16 protein-coding genes are annotated in these 20,696 nt (G+C 41.4%); 12 read left to right on the top strand and 4 right to left on the bottom strand.

All coding sequences use genetic code 11. The features are described 5' to 3' along the window. Positions 1-596: 596 nt before the first annotated feature. Entirely contained in the window at positions 597-1,871 is a 1,275-nt protein-coding gene (locus Q4591_RS18660; RefSeq protein ID WP_102440351.1) for a CinA family nicotinamide mononucleotide deamidase-related protein, read from the top strand. 77 nt (positions 1,872-1,948) lie between these two features. Here Q4591_RS18660 and Q4591_RS18655 read toward each other — a convergent pair whose 3' ends face one another. From Q4591_RS18655 to argE, 3 genes are all read right to left on the bottom strand, one after another. After that, on the bottom strand, positions 1,949-2,485 hold the full coding sequence (locus tag Q4591_RS18655) for a DUF1439 domain-containing protein (protein ID WP_102440350.1): 537 nt from the start codon (positions 2,483-2,485) through the stop codon (positions 1,949-1,951). Continuing rightward, positions 2,485-5,133, bottom strand: coding sequence for a phosphoenolpyruvate carboxylase (gene ppc, locus Q4591_RS18650; protein WP_303462375.1), 2,649 nt, complete (start codon positions 5,131-5,133; stop codon positions 2,485-2,487). The genes Q4591_RS18655 and ppc overlap by 1 nt, the downstream gene beginning before the upstream one ends. A gap of 125 nt (positions 5,134-5,258) precedes the next feature. After that, positions 5,259-6,410: an acetylornithine deacetylase gene (argE, locus tag Q4591_RS18645; RefSeq protein ID WP_102440348.1), complete on the bottom strand. Its 1,152-nt coding sequence runs from the start codon at positions 6,408-6,410 to the stop codon at positions 5,259-5,261. A gap of 261 nt (positions 6,411-6,671) precedes the next feature. Here argE and argC point away from each other — a divergent pair, with 261 nt between their 5' ends. The 5 genes from argC to argH all read left to right on the top strand — a co-directional run bounded on the left by argC (position 6,672) and on the right by argH (position 12,099). Beyond that, positions 6,672-7,652 carry an N-acetyl-gamma-glutamyl-phosphate reductase gene (argC, locus tag Q4591_RS18640; RefSeq protein WP_102475813.1) on the top strand — a complete coding sequence of 327 codons (981 nt, stop codon included), beginning with the start codon at positions 6,672-6,674 and terminating at the stop codon, positions 7,650-7,652. Positions 7,653-7,666: 14 nt separating this feature from the next. After that, a complete protein-coding gene (gene argB, locus Q4591_RS18635) occupies positions 7,667-8,449 on the top strand; it encodes an acetylglutamate kinase (protein ID WP_102440346.1) in 783 nt (260 codons plus the stop codon). Between the two features lie 11 nt (positions 8,450-8,460). Next, a complete protein-coding gene (locus Q4591_RS18630) occupies positions 8,461-9,366 on the top strand; it encodes an ornithine carbamoyltransferase (protein ID WP_303462373.1) in 906 nt (301 codons plus the stop codon). A 66-nt stretch (positions 9,367-9,432) separates the two neighbouring features. Then, positions 9,433-10,653, top strand: a complete 1,221-nt coding sequence (locus tag Q4591_RS18625; protein WP_102440345.1) for an argininosuccinate synthase — start codon at positions 9,433-9,435, stop codon at positions 10,651-10,653. 75 nt (positions 10,654-10,728) lie between these two features. Beyond that, positions 10,729-12,099, top strand: coding sequence for an argininosuccinate lyase (argH, locus tag Q4591_RS18620; protein ID WP_303462372.1), 1,371 nt, complete (start codon positions 10,729-10,731; stop codon positions 12,097-12,099). A gap of 135 nt (positions 12,100-12,234) precedes the next feature. On the opposite strand, the gene Q4591_RS18615 is transcribed toward argH, so the two are convergent. Next, on the bottom strand, positions 12,235-14,856 hold the full coding sequence (locus tag Q4591_RS18615; protein ID WP_198590418.1) for a penicillin-binding protein 1A: 2,622 nt from the start codon (positions 14,854-14,856) through the stop codon (positions 12,235-12,237). Positions 14,857-15,044: 188 nt separating this feature from the next. Between Q4591_RS18615 and Q4591_RS18610 the strand changes: the two genes are divergently transcribed. The 6 genes from Q4591_RS18610 to aroK all read left to right on the top strand — a co-directional run bounded on the left by Q4591_RS18610 (position 15,045) and on the right by aroK (position 20,696). Further along, positions 15,045-16,124 carry a pilus assembly protein PilM gene (locus Q4591_RS18610; RefSeq protein ID WP_102440342.1) on the top strand — a complete coding sequence of 360 codons (1,080 nt, stop codon included), beginning with the start codon at positions 15,045-15,047 and terminating at the stop codon, positions 16,122-16,124. After that, positions 16,112-16,690 carry a PilN domain-containing protein gene (locus Q4591_RS18605; protein WP_102440341.1) on the top strand — a complete coding sequence of 193 codons (579 nt, stop codon included), beginning with the start codon at positions 16,112-16,114 and terminating at the stop codon, positions 16,688-16,690. The genes Q4591_RS18610 and Q4591_RS18605 overlap by 13 nt, the downstream gene beginning before the upstream one ends. Beyond that, on the top strand, positions 16,687-17,301 hold the full coding sequence (locus tag Q4591_RS18600) for a type 4a pilus biogenesis protein PilO (protein ID WP_076541990.1): 615 nt from the start codon (positions 16,687-16,689) through the stop codon (positions 17,299-17,301). The genes Q4591_RS18605 and Q4591_RS18600 overlap by 4 nt, the downstream gene beginning before the upstream one ends. Continuing rightward, positions 17,301-17,816 carry a pilus assembly protein PilP gene (locus Q4591_RS18595; protein ID WP_102440340.1) on the top strand — a complete coding sequence of 172 codons (516 nt, stop codon included), beginning with the start codon at positions 17,301-17,303 and terminating at the stop codon, positions 17,814-17,816. Before Q4591_RS18600 ends, Q4591_RS18595 begins: the two co-directional genes overlap by 1 nt. Before the next feature lie 19 nt (positions 17,817-17,835). Further along, on the top strand, positions 17,836-19,884 hold the full coding sequence (locus tag Q4591_RS18590) for a type IV pilus secretin PilQ (protein WP_303462371.1): 2,049 nt from the start codon (positions 17,836-17,838) through the stop codon (positions 19,882-19,884). Between the two features lie 296 nt (positions 19,885-20,180). Beyond that, the gene (aroK, locus tag Q4591_RS18585; protein WP_076541984.1) at positions 20,181-20,696 is read left to right on the top strand and encodes a shikimate kinase AroK; all 516 of its coding nucleotides are present in this window, start codon (positions 20,181-20,183) and stop codon (positions 20,694-20,696) included.

The raw sequence follows: 20,696 nt of genomic DNA, 5'->3' as shown, positions 1-20,696 counted from the left end.
AATACCTAATGCTGATAATTTGAGTTATTAGCTGCAACATATCAGCGTGAGCGGTGAGTGTGGACGAATGCCCATGTAAAAGTAGGGTGTAATGTCTTTGATTATAAAGCAAGGTTTTATACAGACATGGAACGCGAAGGATTTATCCGCAGCTGAACATCGCCAAGCGCTTAATATCTCTCGTAAGAGAGTCGATAAAGCCTGACTCACCGTGTCAGGTTTTTTCGTTTTTAGGATATAAATATCAACAAGTTCCGATAATTGAAGTATTTAACCATATTTTTCTGAATATAAATGTGGGCAATAAGCCAATGTAGAACCAAGTTTAAGTCAATGGCCTAATTTTTCTAGATAGAATAATTAGCCTATTACTTAAGAGTCAGGCTTTATTGTGTTTGTGATTATAGCGCTGCTTACAATTAATAATTCACTTAAGAACCTGTTGAGTGCACAAGTTGAACTTAAAACAACCTATTGCAGTATTAAATAGCAGTAACGTAATGCAGCTATCATGATGGTAAGCTATCTTGTAGGTTATTTTGCGGATTTAATCTTGCTTGTTGTTTCTTTTCAAGACAGGCTTTTTAGGGATAATGATGAAACTAGAGATGATTTGTACTGGCGAAGAAGTACTATCTGGCCAGATTATAGATACTAATGCTGCCTGGGTTGCTAATACCATGATGGAGTTAGGTATTGAAATGCAGCACCGTATTACAGTTGGTGATCGCTTAGATGATCTTGTTCAAGCATTTATTGATAGAAGCCATCATGCCGATGTGATTATTATTAACGGCGGTTTAGGGCCAACCAGTGATGATATGTCAGCAGAAGCGATGGCGTTAGCTAAGGGGGAGCCTTTAGTTGAGAATGTTGAATGGCGAGAGAAATTAATTGAATGGTTTTCGCGTAACAACCGTGTGATGGCCAAGAGTAACCTTAAACAGGCTTGGTTACCTGAGTCTGCAGTAATGATTGATAATCCTGTTGGAACAGCATGTGGTTTTAGAGTTAAGTTAAATAAAGCATGGTTATTTTTTACTCCCGGTGTTCCTTTTGAATTAAAGCACATGATCACCGAGCAGTTTATTCCTTTTATTAAGGCTGAATTTAAAGCTAGTGAAAACACTGCGCTAAAAAAACTGCTTACCATAGGTCATGGGGAGTCTTCTTTAGCTGATAGCCTAGCGGATTTAACTTTGCCTGATGGTGTCACCTTAGGTTACCGCTCTTCTATGCCACATATTGAGATTAAAATATTTGCTCGTGGCGATGAAGCAATTAGACAACTCTCAAGCGTTACCCAAGAAGTCAAAGCGATTCTCGGTACTGCAGTGGTCGCTGATGATAAGCCCACACTTGCTGCAGAAATTCATCAACGTTTATATCAATCTGGTTTTAGTTTAAGTGTTGCAGAGTCTTGTACTGGCGGTTTAGTAACGAGCCAGTTAATTGATTTTGCAGGCAGCTCATCTTATTTACATCATGGCTTAGTGACCTATAGCAATGAATCGAAAGTCAAAGTACTGGGGGTTAATCCACAGGTTTTGGATGATCACGGCGCGGTTTCTATTCAAACTGTTGAGGCTATGGCTAAAGGCGCTAGAGAGATTTTAGATAGTGATTACGCCTTATCTACTAGTGGCATAGCTGGACCTGATGGAGGTTCAGAGGAAAAACCTGTTGGGACAGTGGCCATTGCGCTGGCGACTAAAAATGCGGTATATAGTCAGATGATTAAAGTTTCCAGCCGCTCACGAAGTTTGGTGCGCAGTTTAAGCGCTGCAGTTGCCTATGACATGTTACGCAGAGCATTATTAGATGAAGCGATTATTGTTGATTACCCATCAATAAAACGTTTTGATAAGTAATTGAGCTTATTGTCTTTATATAAAAAAAGTAGCAATATTTATTGCTACTTTTTTTGTTTCAGTTGCATAATTAAGGTTTAAAACTTAATGACAATCTTGCCTTTTTGCACTTCAATCTCTTTGGTGATTGAGGCCATTAGTGCTTGATTAGCATCATTTTCATCCAGCACGTAGACAGGTTGCGATGCTAGAAAAGTACTAAGAAACATCATTAGCTGTGGTGTGATTGATGAAAGCATTTTTTCAATATCTGCGGGGGTTGATTTAACCTCAACCAAATCTAACTTCTTTAAATAGATGCTTTTGGTTTCAACGTCATACCAAGGCTCAGCCTCAAATGTTGTCACAAGATCCGCTTCTATAGATTTAAAAGGGTTTTTAACGGCCATTCTTGTTTGGGCTGTGACCGCAATAGTATTGGGCTTGTGGCCCAATTCTACTTCCATATCATTGAGTTTAAGTTGAAGCCCAAAAACTTGGTTACCTTGGGAGACTTCATAATGCATCTCGTTATTTAGGTAATCTTCAACTTCAGACTCACTAATGCTGTACTGAGTGGCGCAACCAGTCAGTAATAGCATTAGTAAACCTAAACCACATTTAAGTATGCGCATTAGCCAGTGTTTCTCATTCCTGCTGCGACGCCAGCAATGGTTAACATCAGTGCAAGTTCTACTTGTTTAGATGCTTGATCTTCATTACGGGTACGAGCGAGCAATTCAGCTTGTAAAAAATTGAGCGGGTCAATATACGGGTTACGTAACTTAACAGACTCGCGGTTCCAAGGTGTATGCGCCATTAACTCTTCTGATTGGGTTAATGACAATACCTCATCAATACCTAATTGTAGGCTGGCGCGCAGCTTTATGCCCAAATGTTTTAATTCATCAGGAACAAGGCAGCTATCGTAATAACTAGCAAGGTTTGGCTCCGCTTTCATGTATACCATTTCAAGCATTGAAACACGGGTCTCAAAGAATGGCCATTGTTGCTCCATTTCTATGAGTAAATCAGCTTCACCTCGTTGTGACGCGGCTTGTAGTGCTTCGCCTGCACCTAACCATGCTGGTAGCATTAGGCGGTTTTGAGACCATGCAAATATCCATGGGATTGCGCGTAAACTCTCAATGCCGCCATCGACACGACGTTTTGCTGGGCGACTCCCTAATGGCAGTTTACCTAGTTCAACTTCAGGTGTCGCTGCGCGAAAGTAAGCCACAAAATCAGGCTCTTCACGGACGATGCCGCGATAGGCTTTAACTGAATCATCTGCTAAGCGCTGCATACAGTCACGCCATTGCTGTTTAGGCTCAGGTGGCGGCAGTAAGGTTGCCTCCATAACTGCTGAAGTATATAAAGCCAAGCTTTGAACGGCCACTTTAGGTAGGCCAAATTTAAAGCGGATCATCTCCCCTTGTTCGGTGACACGAATTCGACCATCAACAGAACCCGGTGGTTGCGATAAAATTGCTTTATGAGCTGGTCCGCCGCCTCGGCCAATGGAGCCACCACGACCATGGAACAGCATCAGTTTTACATCTGCTTTCTTACATACTGCTACTAATTGCTCTTGGGCATGATATTGCGCCCATGCAGCAGCAATTACGCCGGCATCTTTGGCTGAATCTGAATAGCCGATCATCACCTCTTGCATGCCTTTGGTGTAACCGCGATACCAGTCAATATTAAGCAGTTGAGTCATGCAATCAGCTGCTGTGGTTAAATCACTTAATGTTTCAAACAATGGCACTACGCGCATTGGATGCTGGCAGCCACTTTCTTTAAGTAATAACAGCACCGCTAATACATCTGATGGCTTACTTGCCATTGAAATAACATATGAACCCAGTGCTGTCGCAGGCTGGCTTGCAACCAGTTTACAGGTGTTAAGCACTTCTTGTACGTCAGCCGTTGGTTGCCACGTGCTTGGAATAAGCGGTCTGCGACCTGTTAGTTCACGTAATAAAAACGCCTGCTTTTCGTTTTCATCCCAGTGATCATAGTCACCTAGGCCTAAGTAGCGTGTTAGCTCGGCAATGACGTCGCTGTGACGTTCAGCATCTTGGCGGATATCCAACCTGAGCATATGGATACCGAAACAGGACATACGGCGAAGAATATCTAACAATAATCCGTTGGCAATAAGCCGCATACCTGATGAGGTTAAACTACGGTATAGCAGCTCTAGTGGTAGCTTTAAGTCTTCAAGTTCCCAAATAGTTTCATCAGGTTTCATATCGACTTGATGACCTTCAAGGCGGATATTTAAGTAGTCGATGGTATTACGTAATTTGTTACGTAGATCACGCAGCACATCACGGTAGGGCTCTTTACTGTTATTGGTTAATGCCATCAGTTCTTCACTGGCATCTTCCATGGATAATTCATTAATCAGCTTAACGATATCTTTGAGGTATAAGCGTGCGGCAGCATGGCGGTTTCGTAGTAATACTTCTTCCGTGACGACTGAGGTAACAAATGGATTACCGTCTCTATCTCCGCCCATCCAGCTAGAAAAACGTACTGGGCATATGTCTGTGGAAATTTGTTTGCCCGTTTTAGCTTGTACATGATCATTGAGCTGGCGTAAGAAGTCGGGTACAGCTTGCCATAGTGATGTTTCAATTGTGCTAAGTCCCCAGCGAGCTTCATCAACAGGGGTTGGCCTGTCATGACGAATTTCATTGGTATGCCATATTTGTGCGATGAGCTGGCGTAAGCGTAAATGAGATTGGCCTATTTCTCGCTCAGTTAGTTGCTGATTTTCTTGCTCTGTCAGACAATCGACCACCGCGGAGTATTTTTGAATGAGGGTGCGACGTGAAATCTCGGTGGGATGTGCTGTGAGTACTAAATCGATATCGAGGTTTTCAAGACACTGGATAACCTCTTGCTCATTGGAGCTGCTGTTAAGCATTCGTCCAAGTAGCTGCTCTACTGGATCCGGTGTACATACAAGCTCATCACAATTACGGCTAATGGTATGGAATTGCTCCGCGATATTCGCCAAATTAAGGAATTGATTGAAGGCTTTGGCAAAAGGAACTAATTCTTCATCAGGAAGCGAGTTGAGTAAAGTGAGCATCTGTTGGCGTGATTCTGCATTTCCTTGGCGGGATTCTTTAGCCAAAATGCGGATTTGCTCGACCTTTTCGAGAAAACCTTCACCAAGATGATCGCGCATAGTATCACCTAAAATTTGTCCTAAGTTGCTGACATTAGAACGCAAGGATGCATACATATCGGCGGTTTGATCTGCCATAATTACTCCATAAGTTACTTAATAAGCGGTGACAATTTTTCCATAAGCTTTAGCACAATAGCGAGCGACAACTGCTTGGTCAATGGCTGATGAGATAAATTCAAAAGCCATTAATCTGCTTGTTGTTATTTAATACAAGCTTGATAAATCAGTTTTTTAATGAGCTCAACCGTTGGGGTTAAATATTCAAGGCCAATATATTCATCGGGCTGATGGGCCTGATTGATACTCCCGGGGCCAAGTACTAATGTTTGACAGCCTAATTGATTTATATAAGGCGCTTCAGTGGCGTAATTGACCACTTCAGCTTGGCTATTAGCAAGCTCAGTAACCAGCTTGGTCCAATAACTATCAGCTTTTCCTGCAAATGACTCAGAGCCTGGGTATAAGGTGCGTACTTCAATACTGCCTGGATATTGCTTATTAATTTCAGCAAGGTAGTTAATGACCATTAACTCTAAATCAGCTAATTCAATACCGGGCAGTGGGCGAATATCAAGGTGTAAGTCGCAGCAGCCACAAATACGGTTGGCTGCATCGCCGCCGTGAATATGGCCAAAGTTCATGGTTGGGTAGGGCACGCTAAAGGCATCTTCTCGGTAGTTTTCACTTAAGTGTTGCTTGAGCTTTATTAACTGACCTGTGACTTGATGCATTATCTCGATGGCATTAAGCCCACGTGCAGGATCTGATGAATGACCACTGCGACCAATAACGCGAATACCTTGGGCTAAATGGCCTTTATGCATATACACCGGCTTTAAGCTGGTTGGCTCGCCGATAATGGCATAATCTGGTGCTATAGATGTTGATTCAGCAAAGGCTTTAGCGCCATTCATGGTGGTTTCTTCATCGGCACTGGCAAAAATATGTAATGGACGCTTTAACTCAGTTAATGGGATGTCTTTTAACGCTTCCATGATTAGGGCAAAAAAGCCTTTCATATCGCAGGTACCTAGGCCATACCAGCGATTGTCTTTCTCAGTTAATTCAAATGGACTTTGGCTCCAACGACCTTCATCAAAGGGAACGGTATCGGTGTGGCCAGCTAATAACAAGCCGCCTTTGCCAGAACCAATGGTGGCGACAAGGTTTTGTTTACCTCTGCTATCAGCGACAGTACTAATTGTGCAGTCAAACCCCATGTCGCTAAACCAAGACTGTAGCAGTGCAATAACTGCATGGTTACTCATATCTTGTTCTACTTCTAAGGCACTGATTGAAGGTAGTGCAATCAACTGTTTAAAAGCATCTTTTAATTCTGGTAGTGAGTTCATAAGGGCCTTTTATAAATATTTAAATAAATAATCATTCATAATTATTGCATAAGTAATGTTTTGTGTTAGTCTAGCAAACAGCTAAGGAATTCACCATAACTTGATAAATATTTAAGAACTATAGATATGTATGTAATTGCGATTCAATTCACTGTAACAGATCCCAAAGTAAACTATTCTCGACGATAGTTTTAATCTCGAGCACCCTGCTCATATTTCAAATAAAAATTAATAGTTTACTGACTTAAAGATGACAACATAATGAAAAAAATCGCAATAATTGGTGCTAGTGGTTATACCGGAGCACAAATCACCGCTCTTATTGATGCGCAAGCGTCACTATCGATCCAAGGCTTATATGTTTCTGAAAACAGTCTAGATAAAGGCCGGTTATTAGCAGATCTATACCCGAGTTATCAACACATTCAAATTCCTCTGTCACCGTTATCGGCTGAGGCTAAACAAGCCATCGTTGATCAAGCTGACGCTGTTGTATTAGCAACAGAGCATTCAGTTAGTTTGGAATTGGCCGCATTCTTTTATAACCAAGGTTTAGCTGTATTTGATTTAAGTGGCGCATATCGGTTTGCTGATACCGCTCAATATCCTAAATGGTATGGTTTTGAACATACTCAAGCAGCAGTGCTTGCTGATGCGGTTTACGGCCTAGCAGAATGGAACGCGCAAGCCATTGCTAATAGCAAAATGATTGCTGTGCCAGGTTGTTATCCAACTGCATCACTCACAGCGCTAAAACCATTAAAACCATTGTTAACTGATGCTTACCCTGTAATTAACGCAGTCAGTGGTGTGACCGGTGCAGGCAGAAAAGCCCAATTGCATACCAGTTTTTGTGAAGTCAGCTTAACGCCCTATGGTGTATTAGGGCATAGACATCAACCAGAAATCGCCACCCAGCTGGGTCAAGAAGTTATCTTTACCCCGCATTTAGGTAATTTTAAGCGTGGAATTTTAGCCACCATTACTGTGCAACTTAAAGCGGGTACTACAGAAGCTGACATTGCTAAAGCTTATGGCGTATATGATGACTCGCCACTGGTGAGCGTAAAGCATAACCAATTCCCTAAAGTCGATGATGTGGTGCTAACACCCAATTGTATCGTGGGCTGGAAGTTTGACCCGCAAAGCAATTACCTAGTGGTCGCTAGCGCCATTGATAATTTAATGAAAGGCGCTGCAAGCCAAGGTCTGCAGTGCATTAATATTCACTTCGGTCTATAACAGGAGCCTTGATTATGTCTAATACCAACCCTGTTATCGTACTTAAAGTGGGTGGCGCGCTGTTGCAATCAGAGCCTGGCATGGCAGAGTTGATGTCAGTAGTTGCTGAAATGATGCAGCAAGGGCAGAAAGTGATTTTTGTTCACGGCGGTGGTTGCTTGGTCGATGAACAGCTCGAAGCTAATGGCAAGCAAACGATTAAGCTTGAGGGCCTGCGTGTTACCCCTGCTGATCAGATCCCGATTGTTGTTGGCGCTTTGGCAGGCACATCGAATAAAATTTTACAGGCCGCGGCAATTAAAGCTGGCATCGTCAGTGTGGGCATGAGCTTGGCTGATGGCAATATCGTCAATGCCAAAATTAAACATGAAAAGTTAGGTTTGGTGGGGGAAGTATCACCGAATGATCCGAGTTATTTAACTTATTTATTGTCGCAAAACTGGTTACCTATTTGCAGTTCAATCGCGATTTCACCAGCGGGCGATATGCTGAATGTCAATGCCGATCAAGCCGCTACCGCATTAGCTAAACTCGTTGCCGGTCAGCTGGTGTTATTGTCAGACGTACCCGGTGTACTTGATGCTAAAGGTGAGTTAATTGCCCAATTAGATCAACAACAAATTAGCTCGCTTGTGGAGCAAGGTGTGATTGAAAAAGGCATGAAAGTAAAAGTTGAAGCGGCATTAGAGGTCGCTCAATGGATGGGCAAAGCCGTACAGGTCGCCTCATGGAAACAACCCCAACAATTAATAGCATTAACTAACGGACAATCCGTTGGCACTCAAATTCAGCCTTAGGAGCAAAGCTAATGGAACACTTATTATCACTTAAAGACTTGTCGCAAACCCAGCTATTAGACTTACTGGCTTTGGCGAAAAAAATTAAAGCAAACCCAGCTGATTATAATCAAGCGCTGGCAGGCAAAAGTGTGGTGATGTTATTTGAAAAGCCATCACTGCGTACTCGAGTAAGTTTTGATATCGGTATTAACAAGCTAGGTGGTCATTCAGTTTATCTTGATCAACAAAATGGTGCATTAGGCAAACGTGAGCCAGTATCTGATTTTGCGACTAACATTTCGTGCTGGGCAGATGCGATTGTAGCAAGAACTTTTTCGCATACAACTATTGCAGGTCTTGCTGAACATGCGTCAGTTCCGGTGATTAATGCGCTATGTAATTTGTACCACCCTTGCCAAGGCTTAGCAGACTTTTTGACCTTATCAGAGAAGTTTGATGATGTAAGTAAAGTGAAATTAGCTTACCTAGGTGATGGTAACAATGTGACACACTCTTTGATGTATGGCGCTGCTATCTTAGGTGCGACCATGACTGTAGTTTGCCCGCCAGGCCACTTCCCTGACGGCAATATTGTCTGTGAAGTACAAGCTTTGGCTGCCAAGTATGGTGGCAAGCTTATCTTGACCTCGGATGTGAGTGAAATGGGCCCGCAAGATGCCATATACACAGATACGTGGATCTCAATGGGCGACAATACTTCAATGGCAGAAATTGAAGCGAAATTTAAGCCTTATCAAGTTAATAGTGAATTAATGAATAAGGTAGGTGCCAATTACTTTATGCATTGTTTGCCAGCTTACCGTGAAGTTGAAGCAACAGCAGAAGTAGTGGATGGTGAAGGTTCACTTATCCTCCAGCAAGCAGAAAACAGAATGCATGCACAAAACGCCGTATTGGTTACTTTGTTAGGTTAATAAATCATATTTTCATCAGCTGGCGTTAGCGAGCTTTTATAAAACAAATTTACGTTAGGAATTACCATGTCAATTGCAGCACAACCAAATATTAAAAAAGTCGTATTAGCTTACTCGGGTGGATTAGACACCTCAGCGATTATCCCATGGCTAAAAGAAACCTATGATAATTGTGAAATTGTCGCCTTTTGTGCTGATGTTGGTCAAGGTGCAGAAGAACTTGAAGGTTTATATGAAAAAGCCATCGCATCAGGTGCTTCAGAGTGTTATATCGTCGATTTAAAAGAAGAGCTGGTGGCTGATTATATTTATCCGACTATTGCCACAGGTGCTATCTATGAAGGTACGTACTTACTGGGTACCTCAATGGCGCGTCCAATTATTGCTAAGGCGCAAGTAGAAGTCGCCCGTAAAGTTGGCGCTGATGCGGTATGTCATGGTTGTACCGGTAAAGGTAATGACCAAGTACGTTTCGAGGGTTGTTTTGCCGCACTTGCACCAGAGTTAACCGTTATTGCGCCTTGGCGTGAATGGTCAATGGTCAGCCGTGAAGATTTGCTTGATTACCTTGCTGAAAGAAACATCGAAACTACAGCATCAGCGACTAAGATTTATAGCCGTGATGCCAACGCATGGCATATCTCTCACGAAGGCGGTGAGTTAGAAGATCCGTGGAATGAGCCAAGCAAAGAAGTATGGACCATGACAGTGGCACCAGAAGATGCCCCAAATACCCCTGAGTATGTTGGGCTAACCATCGCCAATGGTCGTGTTACTCATGTTGATGATGTTGCGCTATCTCCATATGACGCACTAATGAAGCTAAATGAATTAGCTGCAGCACACGGTGTTGGTCGTATCGACATTACCGAAAACCGTTTAGTGGGCATGAAGTCTCGTGGCTGTTATGAAACCCCTGGTGGAACAGTGATGTTTGCAGGCCTACGCGCAATCGAAGAGCTAGTGCTCGATAAAACAAGCCGTGAGTGGCGTGAGCAAGTCGGCGCACAAATGGCTCATCTTGTATATGATGGACGTTGGTTTACGCCATTGTGTAATTCATTGATTGCCGCGTCAGAATCTTTAGCTGAATTAGTTAACGGCGAAGTGGTCGTCAAACTTTATAAAGGCCAAGCAAGTGTGGTGAAAAAGCGCTCTCCAAACAGCTTATATTCAGAAGAGTTCGCGACCTTTGGTGACGACAATGTTTATGACCAAAAAGATGCAGCAGGCTTTATCCGCCTTTACTCTTTATCAAGCCGTATTAGAGCATTAAATACCAAGTAATTTCCTGTTATTTAAGATTGATACGGGGCTCATATAGCCCCGTTTTTATAGAATAAGTTAAAAGAGGGTATCGACATGGCGTTATGGGGCGGAAGATTCAGTCAAGAAAGCAGTGCATTATTTAAATTATTTAATGACTCATTACCAGTAGATTATCGTTTAATTGAAGAAGATATTATTGGCTCAATTGCATGGGCTTCAGCAATCACTTCAGTGGGCATTTTAACCCAAGCAGAATGTGAGCAATTGCATGGTGCGCTAAATGAGCTACTTAGCGAAGTTGCTGACAAACCAGAATTGATTATTGCTTCTGGCGCAGAAGATATTCACAGTTTTGTGGAGCAGTCTTTAATTGCCAAAGTAGGCGACCTAGGTAAAAAGCTGCATACAGGGCGTTCGCGTAATGACCAAGTAGCCACAGATTTAAAACTATGGTGTAAAAAAGAAGGTCAGCACTCACTTACATTACTGAAAAAGCTCTCTGCTGAACTTGTTAAGCTTGCTGAGCGTGAAATTGATGCTGTGATGCCTGGCTATACCCATCTGCAAAGAGCTCAGCCAGTCTTATTTGGCCATTGGTGTTTAGCTTACGTAGAAATGTTTGAACGTGACATTAGCCGTTTAGAAGATGCACTAAAGCGTGCTGATACTTGTCCATTAGGCACTGGTGCTCTAGCGGGTACTGCTTATCCAATGGATAGACATCAGATTGCTAAATCATTAGGTTTTTCAGCGCCAACATTAAATAGCTTGGACTCTGTGTCAGATCGCGATCATGTGATTGAGTTATGTAGCGACGCTTCAATAAGCATGATGCATTTAAGCCGTATGGCTGAAGATTTAATTTTCTTTAACAGTGGTGAAGCAGGTTTTATTGAGCTTGATGACGAAGTGACATCTGGTTCATCTTTAATGCCACAAAAGAAAAACCCTGACGCCTTAGAGTTAATTCGAGGCAAAACGGGCCGTGTCTATGGCAGCTTAATGGGTATTCTTACTACCATGAAAGCATTGCCACTGGCTTATAACAAAGATATGCAAGAAGACAAAGAAGGCTTATTTGATGTCATGGATAGCTGGTCTATTTGTCTTGAAATGGCAGCATTAGTATTAAGTGGCTTGCAAGTTAACCGTGAAAGAACTTTAGTAGCAGCTCAGCAAGGTTATGCTAATTCTACCGAGCTTGCAGATTATCTGGTCGCTAAAGGTATGCCATTTAGAGAAGCGCACCATGTTGTTGGTGAGGTGGTCGTGGCTGCCATTGCCAAACAAACTCCATTAGAAGATTTTGTTATTTCAGAGCTACAGCAATTTAGTCCAATTATCAGTGATGATGTTTATGAGTGCTTAACGATTGAGTCATGCTTAGCAAAACGTGAAGCTTTAGGCGGTACCTCGTTAGCGCAAGTAAAATATGCATTAGCGCAGAAACAAGCTAATAGCTAAACAATATGTAAGCCTTATTAGTTTATATTTGTTTCTTTTAGGCTTAAATGAAAAGTCCGCAGTGATTAATCATTGCGGACTTTTTAATGCATTAACACCAGACTAATTTTTAAAAATAACTGCTGGTGGATTTATTTACTGAAATAAATCATCTGCCGGATTCTCTATAAACAGATCATCTTCGATAACTTCTTCTGTGGCATATTCAGTCGGCTCAGTGCCTTCGATAAAATATTCAAATGAAGTGGTGTAATCTGTTTTACGGGTTAATTTGCCACTAGCTAAGTCAATACGCGCCGAAATAATCCCTTTAGGTGGAATGCTCGCAACTTCTTCGGTACCAGTGAGCGCTTGGTTCATAAAATCATTCCAACCAGGCCCTGCTGTTTTTGCCCCAGCTTCAGCCCCTGATATTTGATTTTCAGGACCATCGGCAACCCAGCTGGTTCTGCCTAGTTTACGGCTGTGATCGTCAAAACCAACCCAGAATGTCGAGGTGAGAGTGGGGTTAAAGCCACTAAACCAAGTATCGCGGGATTCATTGGTGGTACCGGTTTTACCTGCAATGTCACGACGCTTTATCAAGCGTGATGCTCGCCAAGCGGTACCATTCCAGCCTGTGCCTTTACTCCAATTGCCGCCACCCCAGATTACACTTTTGAGGGCTTCAGTAATTAAGAAGGCGGTTTGCTCAGAAATGATCCTAGGAGCGTAGCGCGCGTTTTCATCTCCACAAGCAGCAATACCAGTATCACTAATATTAGAACTAGTCTCAGCACTAGCAAGTGTATTGTCTAAGCTGTTTTCAGTTTCAACTGGCGCTTGCTGTGAGCTAACAAACTCATTAGCCATTGCTGCAAAAGGGTCATCAATGCTGTTGGTTGTCTTATTAGTCGCATCATCAACCTCGTTGACATCTGGGGTGCAGGCCAGTGCAGGCGACGCTTTTTCAATGACATTGTCATATGAGTCAGTAACCTTACTAATATAATAAGGTTCAACTAAATAGCCGCCATTAGTAAAGACATTAAAGGCGGTGGCGACTTGCAGTGGTGTTACTGAAGGGGACCCTAAAGCGACAGATTCATTTCGTGGTAAATCAGCAGGGTCAAATCCAAAGTCAACTAAGGTATCTATGGTGTTATCTAAGCCAATATGACGCATGGTACGAACGGACATTACGTTGATAGACTGAGCTAAGCCAATGCGTAAACGTGTTGGACCGCCATAAATGTCAGGTGAATTTTTTGGTCGCCATGCCGTACCTTGACGAGTATCGGGCTTATTAATCGGCGCATTATTGATTAATGTTGCAAGGGTGTAGTCTTTTTCAAGCGCGGCAGCATAAATAAACGGTTTGATATTAGAGCCTAATTGACGCTTGGCCTGGGTAACACGGTTATACTGGCTTTGACTAAAGCTAAAACCGCCCACCAAAGTGCGAATAGCGCCATCGCTTGGTTCTAATGAAACCGTTGCACTTGAAACCTGTGGAATTTGAGATAATTGCCAAAACTCGCCATTATCTCTAATCCATACCTTTTCACCGACAGTTAAAATATCCGCTGCTGTTTTAGGTGGCTTACCTTGACGGCGATCGTTAATAAATTTGCGAGCCCATTTCAGGCCATTCCACTGGATGACAACTTCTTCACCTTTAGTATTCAGTAAAGTTGCTTGTTGCTCACTAACCGACATGACAGCTGCTGGAATAATACCTTGTACTGCAGAGGTCGTTTTAAGGTTTTCTATAATGTCGCTGGTGGCCAGAGGTGTATCTGTCCACAAGGTGCTAATTGCTCCACGGTAGCCATGACGCTGATCATAAGCAAACACATTATCGCGTAGGGCGCTTTGAGCTTTTAATTGCAGATCTGAAGAAATGGTAGTGTAAACGTTATAACCATTAGTATAGGCGTCTTCTTCACCATACTTATTTACCATATAATCACGTGCCATTTCAGAAACGTAAGGTGCATATAGATCTATTTCTGCGCCATGATATTTCGCGGTTATAGGGGCATTTATGGCTTCTTGGTATTGTGTCTCGGTGATATTGCGTTTTTCCAACATGCGGCCTAAAACCCAGTTACGGCGTGTCATGGCACGATTCGGATTACGAATTGGATTAGCTGCAGAAGGCGCTTGGGGTAAGCCGGCAATCATGGCCATTTCTGGCAGAGAAAGTTGGGCTAAATCTTTGCCATAATACACTTGAGCTGCAGCGCCGACACCATAGGCACGGTTACCTAAAAATGAGCGGTTTAAATATAATGTGAGGATTTCTTCTTTAGATAATGCTTTTTCAATTTTTAGCGCAAGAAAAATTTCTTTCGTTTTACGAATATAGGTTTTTTCACGGGATAAGAAAAAGCCTCGAGCCACTTGCTGAGTAATGGTGCTGGCGCCTTGGCTTTTTTTGCCTGTAGTAACCAAAATAACGGCTGCGCGAATAATACCAATAGGATCGATACCCTGGTGTTCAAAGAAACGTGCATCCTCGGTATCTAATACCGCATTAATTAATTGCTGAGGCACATCTTCATATTCAACCGGTACTCGTCGTTTTTCACCAAATTGAGAAATTAATAAACCATCTTGACTATAAATTCTTAAAGGTGTCTGTAGTTTGACCGTTTTAAGCGAGTTTACATCCGGTAATTCTGGTAAAACGTAGAAATAAGCAGCGACAATGGTGCCGACGCCCAATAAAGTTAAGCTAAAAATAGCAATAAGTATTCGTTTAAACCACTTCACCAAAATAATCCAAAGTTCGACAATATGGCTTCTAGTATATAAGCGGGAGGGTTTTTGGTGAAGTAAAAACATGAAAACAAAAAAAAACTAGTTGTAAAATGTAGAAACATTTTATACAAATACTTATAACGAGTTGATTTTGTGCTAATCTATTTTAAAATATAAAATAATAAATGCGATGATGGAATATGCTTTCTAAATTTTGGAAGCGTCAAGCTCCGCAAATGGTGGGGATCGATATTGGATCCCATGAAATAAAGGCCATATTGCTGGGTAAGACTGCTGATGGATATAAAATTCAAAATTATATATCAGCTCCTTTACGAAAAGGAGCTGTAGTTGATCATGAAATTCGTGATTCTGAAGCTGTTATTGAATCATTAAGGCACATAAAGCGTGGACTACCGAAAGGTATTAAATCTGCCGCAGTGTCTGTTTCTGGTTCTGCTGTGATGACAAAAGTGATTTACATGGACGCTTCATTAAATGAAGAAGAAATGGAAGCGCAAATTGAAATTGAAGCAGATAATCTTATCCCTTATTCACTTGATGAAGTGAGTATCGACTTTGAAACTCTTAATCCCAACACTACCGACCCAACAAAGGTAGATGTGTTATTAAGTGCTTGCCGTACTGACAACATTGATTCAAGAATGGATTCACTTGATGCAATTGAGCTTGATACCAAAGTGGTTGACGTTGAAGCTTATGCTTTAGGGCGTTCAGCAGAACTTATTCTGGCTCAACTTCCTGAAGGGGCCAATGAAAAATCTGTTGTGCTAGTGGATGTTGGCGCCAATATGACGACATTTGCGGTTGTAGAAAATGGCGAAACGACATTTATTCGTGAGCAAGCATTTGGCGGTGAGTTATTTACCCAATCAATTCTATCGTTTTACGGTATGTCTTACGATGAAGCTGAAAATGCTAAAGTCACAGGTGATTTACCACGCAATTATATGTTTGAGGTGTTATCTCCATTTCAAACCCAATTATTACAACAAATAAAACGTACCTTACAAATTTACTGCACTGCCAACGGCAAAGATAAAGTTGACTATATTGTCTTAAGTGGTGGCACTGCAAAACTTGAAGGTATGACAACGTTATTGGCTAATGACTTAGGGGTGCATTCAATTGTTGCTAACCCTTTTCAAGGTTGTTTACATGCTGATGATGATATTAAAAACCAAATAGAACCTAGTATCAGTAAATATATGGTTGCATGTGGTTTAGCGCTTAGGAGTTACGCTCAATGGCGAACATAAACTTACTACCTTGGCGTGAAGAGGCCAGAGAAAAACACAAACGAGACTTTATTGGCATATTAGCGTTAGTGTTTTTAATGACCTGTTTAATTGTATTTCTGGCATTGAGTTTTATTGAAGTCGTTATCGACGATCAACGTGCTAGAAATTCATACTTACAGTCTGAAATATCATTATTAGACTCGCAAATTGCCGAAATTAGAAAAATTAAAGCGCGTAAAGATGATATTGAACGTCGCACTAAAATTATTCTAGACCTGCAGCAATCTCGTAATTTGCCAACACATGTATTAGATGAACTAGTTAGAATTGTGCCGCCAGGAATTTATCTTTCCAGTATTGAAAAGAAAGGTAGCTTGTTGTGGATTGAAGGTCGCAGTGAATCTAATAATAACGTCGCGAATATGATGAGAAAAGTTAAAACATCTCAATACCTCAATGATCCAAGCATGCAGTCAATTGTTAGTCATAATGAAAACTTACGACAATTGCAAAAGTTTAGATTAAGAGTGACTATTTTTGATGACCAAATCAGTACTGGCTCAAGCCAAGGAGGTCAGCAATGAATCTTGACTTAGAGCAGTTTAATGATATTGATTTTGAAAATATTGGCGCTTGGCCTGCATTAGTTAAAATTGTATTTGCTGCTTTTTTATCTATCTGTGTACTTGGCGCCAGTTATTATTTATTTATTTCCGATGCGATAGATGTCCTTAATGCTGAAGAAAGAAAAGAAATAACCCTAAAAGAAGACTTTCAAACTAAATATCGTTTGGCGGCAAACTTAAAACTGTATCGTGAGCAACTTGTGGTAATGGAAGCTCAGTTTGCAGAACTTTTAAAAATGTTACCATCTGAAAATGAAATGCCAGGTTTACTGGATGACACCACATTCGTAGCAACAGATGCTGGACTGCGAATTAATAGCTTAGATTGGGATACTGAAATTGAGCGTGATTTCTACTTAGAATTCCCGATAAAAATGTCAGTTGTAGGTGATTATCATAAATTAGGCAGCATGGTAAGCGGTGTCGCAAAATTGCCGCGGATTGTCAGCTTGCATGACTTTGTCATTAAGCGTGATGATTCAGGTAGTCTATCGATGGATATTTTAGCTAAAACCTATCGATTTAAAGAAGGTGCGAAAGTACCTGCGAATAAGAAGGGGAAGAAATAATGAAACTCTTACCCTTATTACTCATCATGCTATTGCTAACAGGTTGTATTGGTGACAGAAGTGATTTGGAGTTGTTTGTAACAACGACTAAATCCCAGCATGTTGCTCGCATTCCTCCGTTAAAAGAAACACCTAAGTTTGAGCATTTTGCCTATCAAGCAGAGCTTATGCGAAGTCCTTTTGTTCCACCTTCTCGAGAGCTCACAGAGGAAGTGATTGACACAAGTAGAGATTGTTTACAGCCAGATTTGAAACGTCGTAAAGGGCGCTTAGAAACGTATGCTATAGATAATTTAAAAATGCGCGGTACGTTAAGTGAAGATGGCACAGTTTGGGCCTTAGTTGAATCATCAGATACCAATGTTTATCGCTTAGGTGTCGGTGAGTATCTTGGACTTTACCATGGCAAAATAGCTGAAGTCACACCGCAATACATTGAAATTATAGAATTAATTCCTGATGGTTCAGGTTGCTGGGCTGAAAGAGCAAGCAACTTAGAACTTTCTGGCAAATAATGCGAAGGATGAGGGAATAATGAAATCTTCTGCCTCGATGCAAAAATCGACCACAAAAATATCACTGTTCAGAACCGTACTCGGTGCTGTGTTGTTGCTTGGTGCATTACCAAGCGCGTTAGCTGCGAATAAATTAGTGGATGTAAAGTATCATTCTATTGTTGATCACCAATTAGAATTAGAATTGGTGTTCGAATCTGACATTGTTCAGCCTGAAGTTGATTTGAAGGCGTCACCTGCTCAAATTCTATTAAGTTTTGACGATAGTATTTCAAGCCTCGATAAAGACGATATTACTATCGATAGAGTTGGGGTTGAGAGTTTAAAAACCTCTCAACAAAATGGCGCACTGAACATCGTTGTAGATTTAGCTGAGGTAAAACCTTATCAAGGCAAAGTGGTAGGTAATACTTACCGTTTAACGGTTAACGATACTGTATCTGGGCCTGATAGCGCTGATACCCCATTTGTAAATGGCATTGATACTATTGATTTTCGCCGCAATAAAAATGGTGGTGGCGATTTATTAATTCATTTAGATAATCGCTCTGTTGCTGCCAACGTAGCTCAGGTTGGCTCTAAATTAGAAGTGAAATTGTATAACACAGATATTAAAAGCGAGCTTTTATATGTGATGGATGTACAAGACTTTAATACACCAGTCACGAGCTTTGAGACCTTTAAAGAAGACTTAACTGCCCGTTTGATGGTCGATGTTGATGGCAACTATGATTACACATACAAGCAAGACGGTAATGTGTTCAAAGTGAGTATTAATAAAGTAGAACGTGCCATCGTTGCTAAGGATGACAAAAAATATAATGGCCGTTCTTTGTCGCTTAACTTCCAGAATATTTCTGTAAGAACAGTACTGCAAATTATTGCTGATTATAATGATTTCAATTTGGTCACCAGTGATACCGTAGAAGGCAATATCACTCTACGTTTAGATGATGTGCCTTGGGATCAAGCGCTAGATTTAATTCTCCAAACCAAAGGGTTGGATAAGCGTATTGAAGGCAATATCTTAATGGTTGCCCCAAGTGAAGAGCTGGCTATTCGAGAAAGGCAAGATTTGGCTAACAAGCAAGAAGTCAAAGAGTTAGCGCCGCTTTATTCTGAATATATTCAGGTAAACTATGCAAAAGCGGTCGATATTGCCGAGTTGATGAAAAGTGCTGATTCAAGCTTATTGTCAAATCGCGGTAGCGTTGCGGTTGATGAACGTACCAATACTTTATTAGTCAAAGATACCGCAGATACTTTAGAAACTATTCATCGTTTAGTTGAAGTACTGGATATCCCGATTAAGCAGGTATTAATTGAAGCCAGAATGGTGACGGTTAAGGATAACGTCTCTGAAGATTTAGGCATTCGTTGGGGAATTACTGATCAACAAGGTGAAAGAGGTACCTCTGGGTCACTAGAAGGCGCTAATGATATTGTTGCTGGGGTTATTCCTGCACTAAGTGACCGCTTAAATGTGAACTTGCCCTCTTCGGCCTCTAATGCTGCCAGTATTGCATTTAGTGTGGCGAAAATGGCTGATGGAACCGTACTTGATTTAGAGCTAAGCGCGTTAGAGCAAGAAAATAAAGGCGAAATTATTGCGAGTCCACGTATTACCACTTCAAACCAAAAAGCGGCCTATATCGAACAAGGTGTAGAGATCCCTTATGTGGAGTCTGCCTCAAGTGGTGCCACAACTGTGTCATTTAAAAAAGCAGTGTTGTCATTACGAGTAACCCCGCAAATTACCCCAGATGACCGTGTCATTCTTGATTTAGAAATTACTCAAGATACCCGTGGTGAAGTTGTTTCAACTGGTACGGGTGAAGCGGTTTCTATTGATACTCAGCGAATTGGTACTCAGGTGCTTGTTGATAATGGTGAAACCATTGTATTAGGCGGTATTTACCAGCAGAACTTGATCAGTCGAGTTAGTAAGGTGCCAGTATTAGGTGACATTCCTCTGGTTGGTTTCTTATTCAGAAACACATCAGATAAAAATGAACGTCAAGAGTTATTGATATTCGTGACACCGAAAATCGTGACTGAAAAACTGTAAAGATAAAAAATATTAATGCCAGCTTAATTGCTGGCATTTTTTTGCCTTAAAATAATTAATTGCTTGATTATATTAAGGTCATTAAACATACCATCATTTTTTAAACTCGCTGAATCTAGGGTTAAATTATTTATTTTTAATAAACTCACTATAAATCGCTCACATCACTTGCAACAACTGGTGCATAACTGAGATAATCCTTCGTCAAGTCTCATTAGAGCAAGGTTAAATAATAGGTCGGCTTGAGTTTAAGTCGATAAGGCATACTTTTCATATAAGATTCAGACGTATATACAATGGCTGAAAAACGCAATATTTTTCTGGTAGGCCCTATGGGCGCAGGTAAAAGCACAATTGGTCGTCACTTAGCCCAACTGCTGCATTTAGATTTCCACGACTCAGATCACGAGATTGAGCAACGCACAGGTGCAGATATTGCATGGGTGTTTGACGTTGAAGGCGAAGAAGGTTTTCGTCGACGTGAAGCTCAAGTCATCGCCGACCTTTCGGAAAAGCAGGGCATTGTCCTAGCTACTGGCGGCGGATCTGTACAAAGCAAAGACATTCGTAATCATCTGTCGGCTCGCGGTATCGTTGTATACCTTGAGACAACAATTGATAAGCAAGTGGCTCGTACTCAACGTGATAAACGTCGACCTTTACTTCAGGTAGATGATCCACGTGAAGTGCTTGAAGATCTTGCTGACGTTCGTAATCCTTTGTATGAAGAGATTGCAGACGTAATAGTTAAGACTGATGAACAAAGCGCGAAGATTGTCGCAAATCAAATTATTGAGCAACTCGGTTTTTAG

The sequence above is a fragment of the Shewanella sp. 3_MG-2023 genome (assembly GCF_030548765.1).
GTDB lineage: Bacteria > Pseudomonadota > Gammaproteobacteria > Enterobacterales > Shewanellaceae > Shewanella.
Note: the sequence above shows the minus strand (reverse complement) of the source record. Positions and strands in the feature narration are given on the sequence as shown.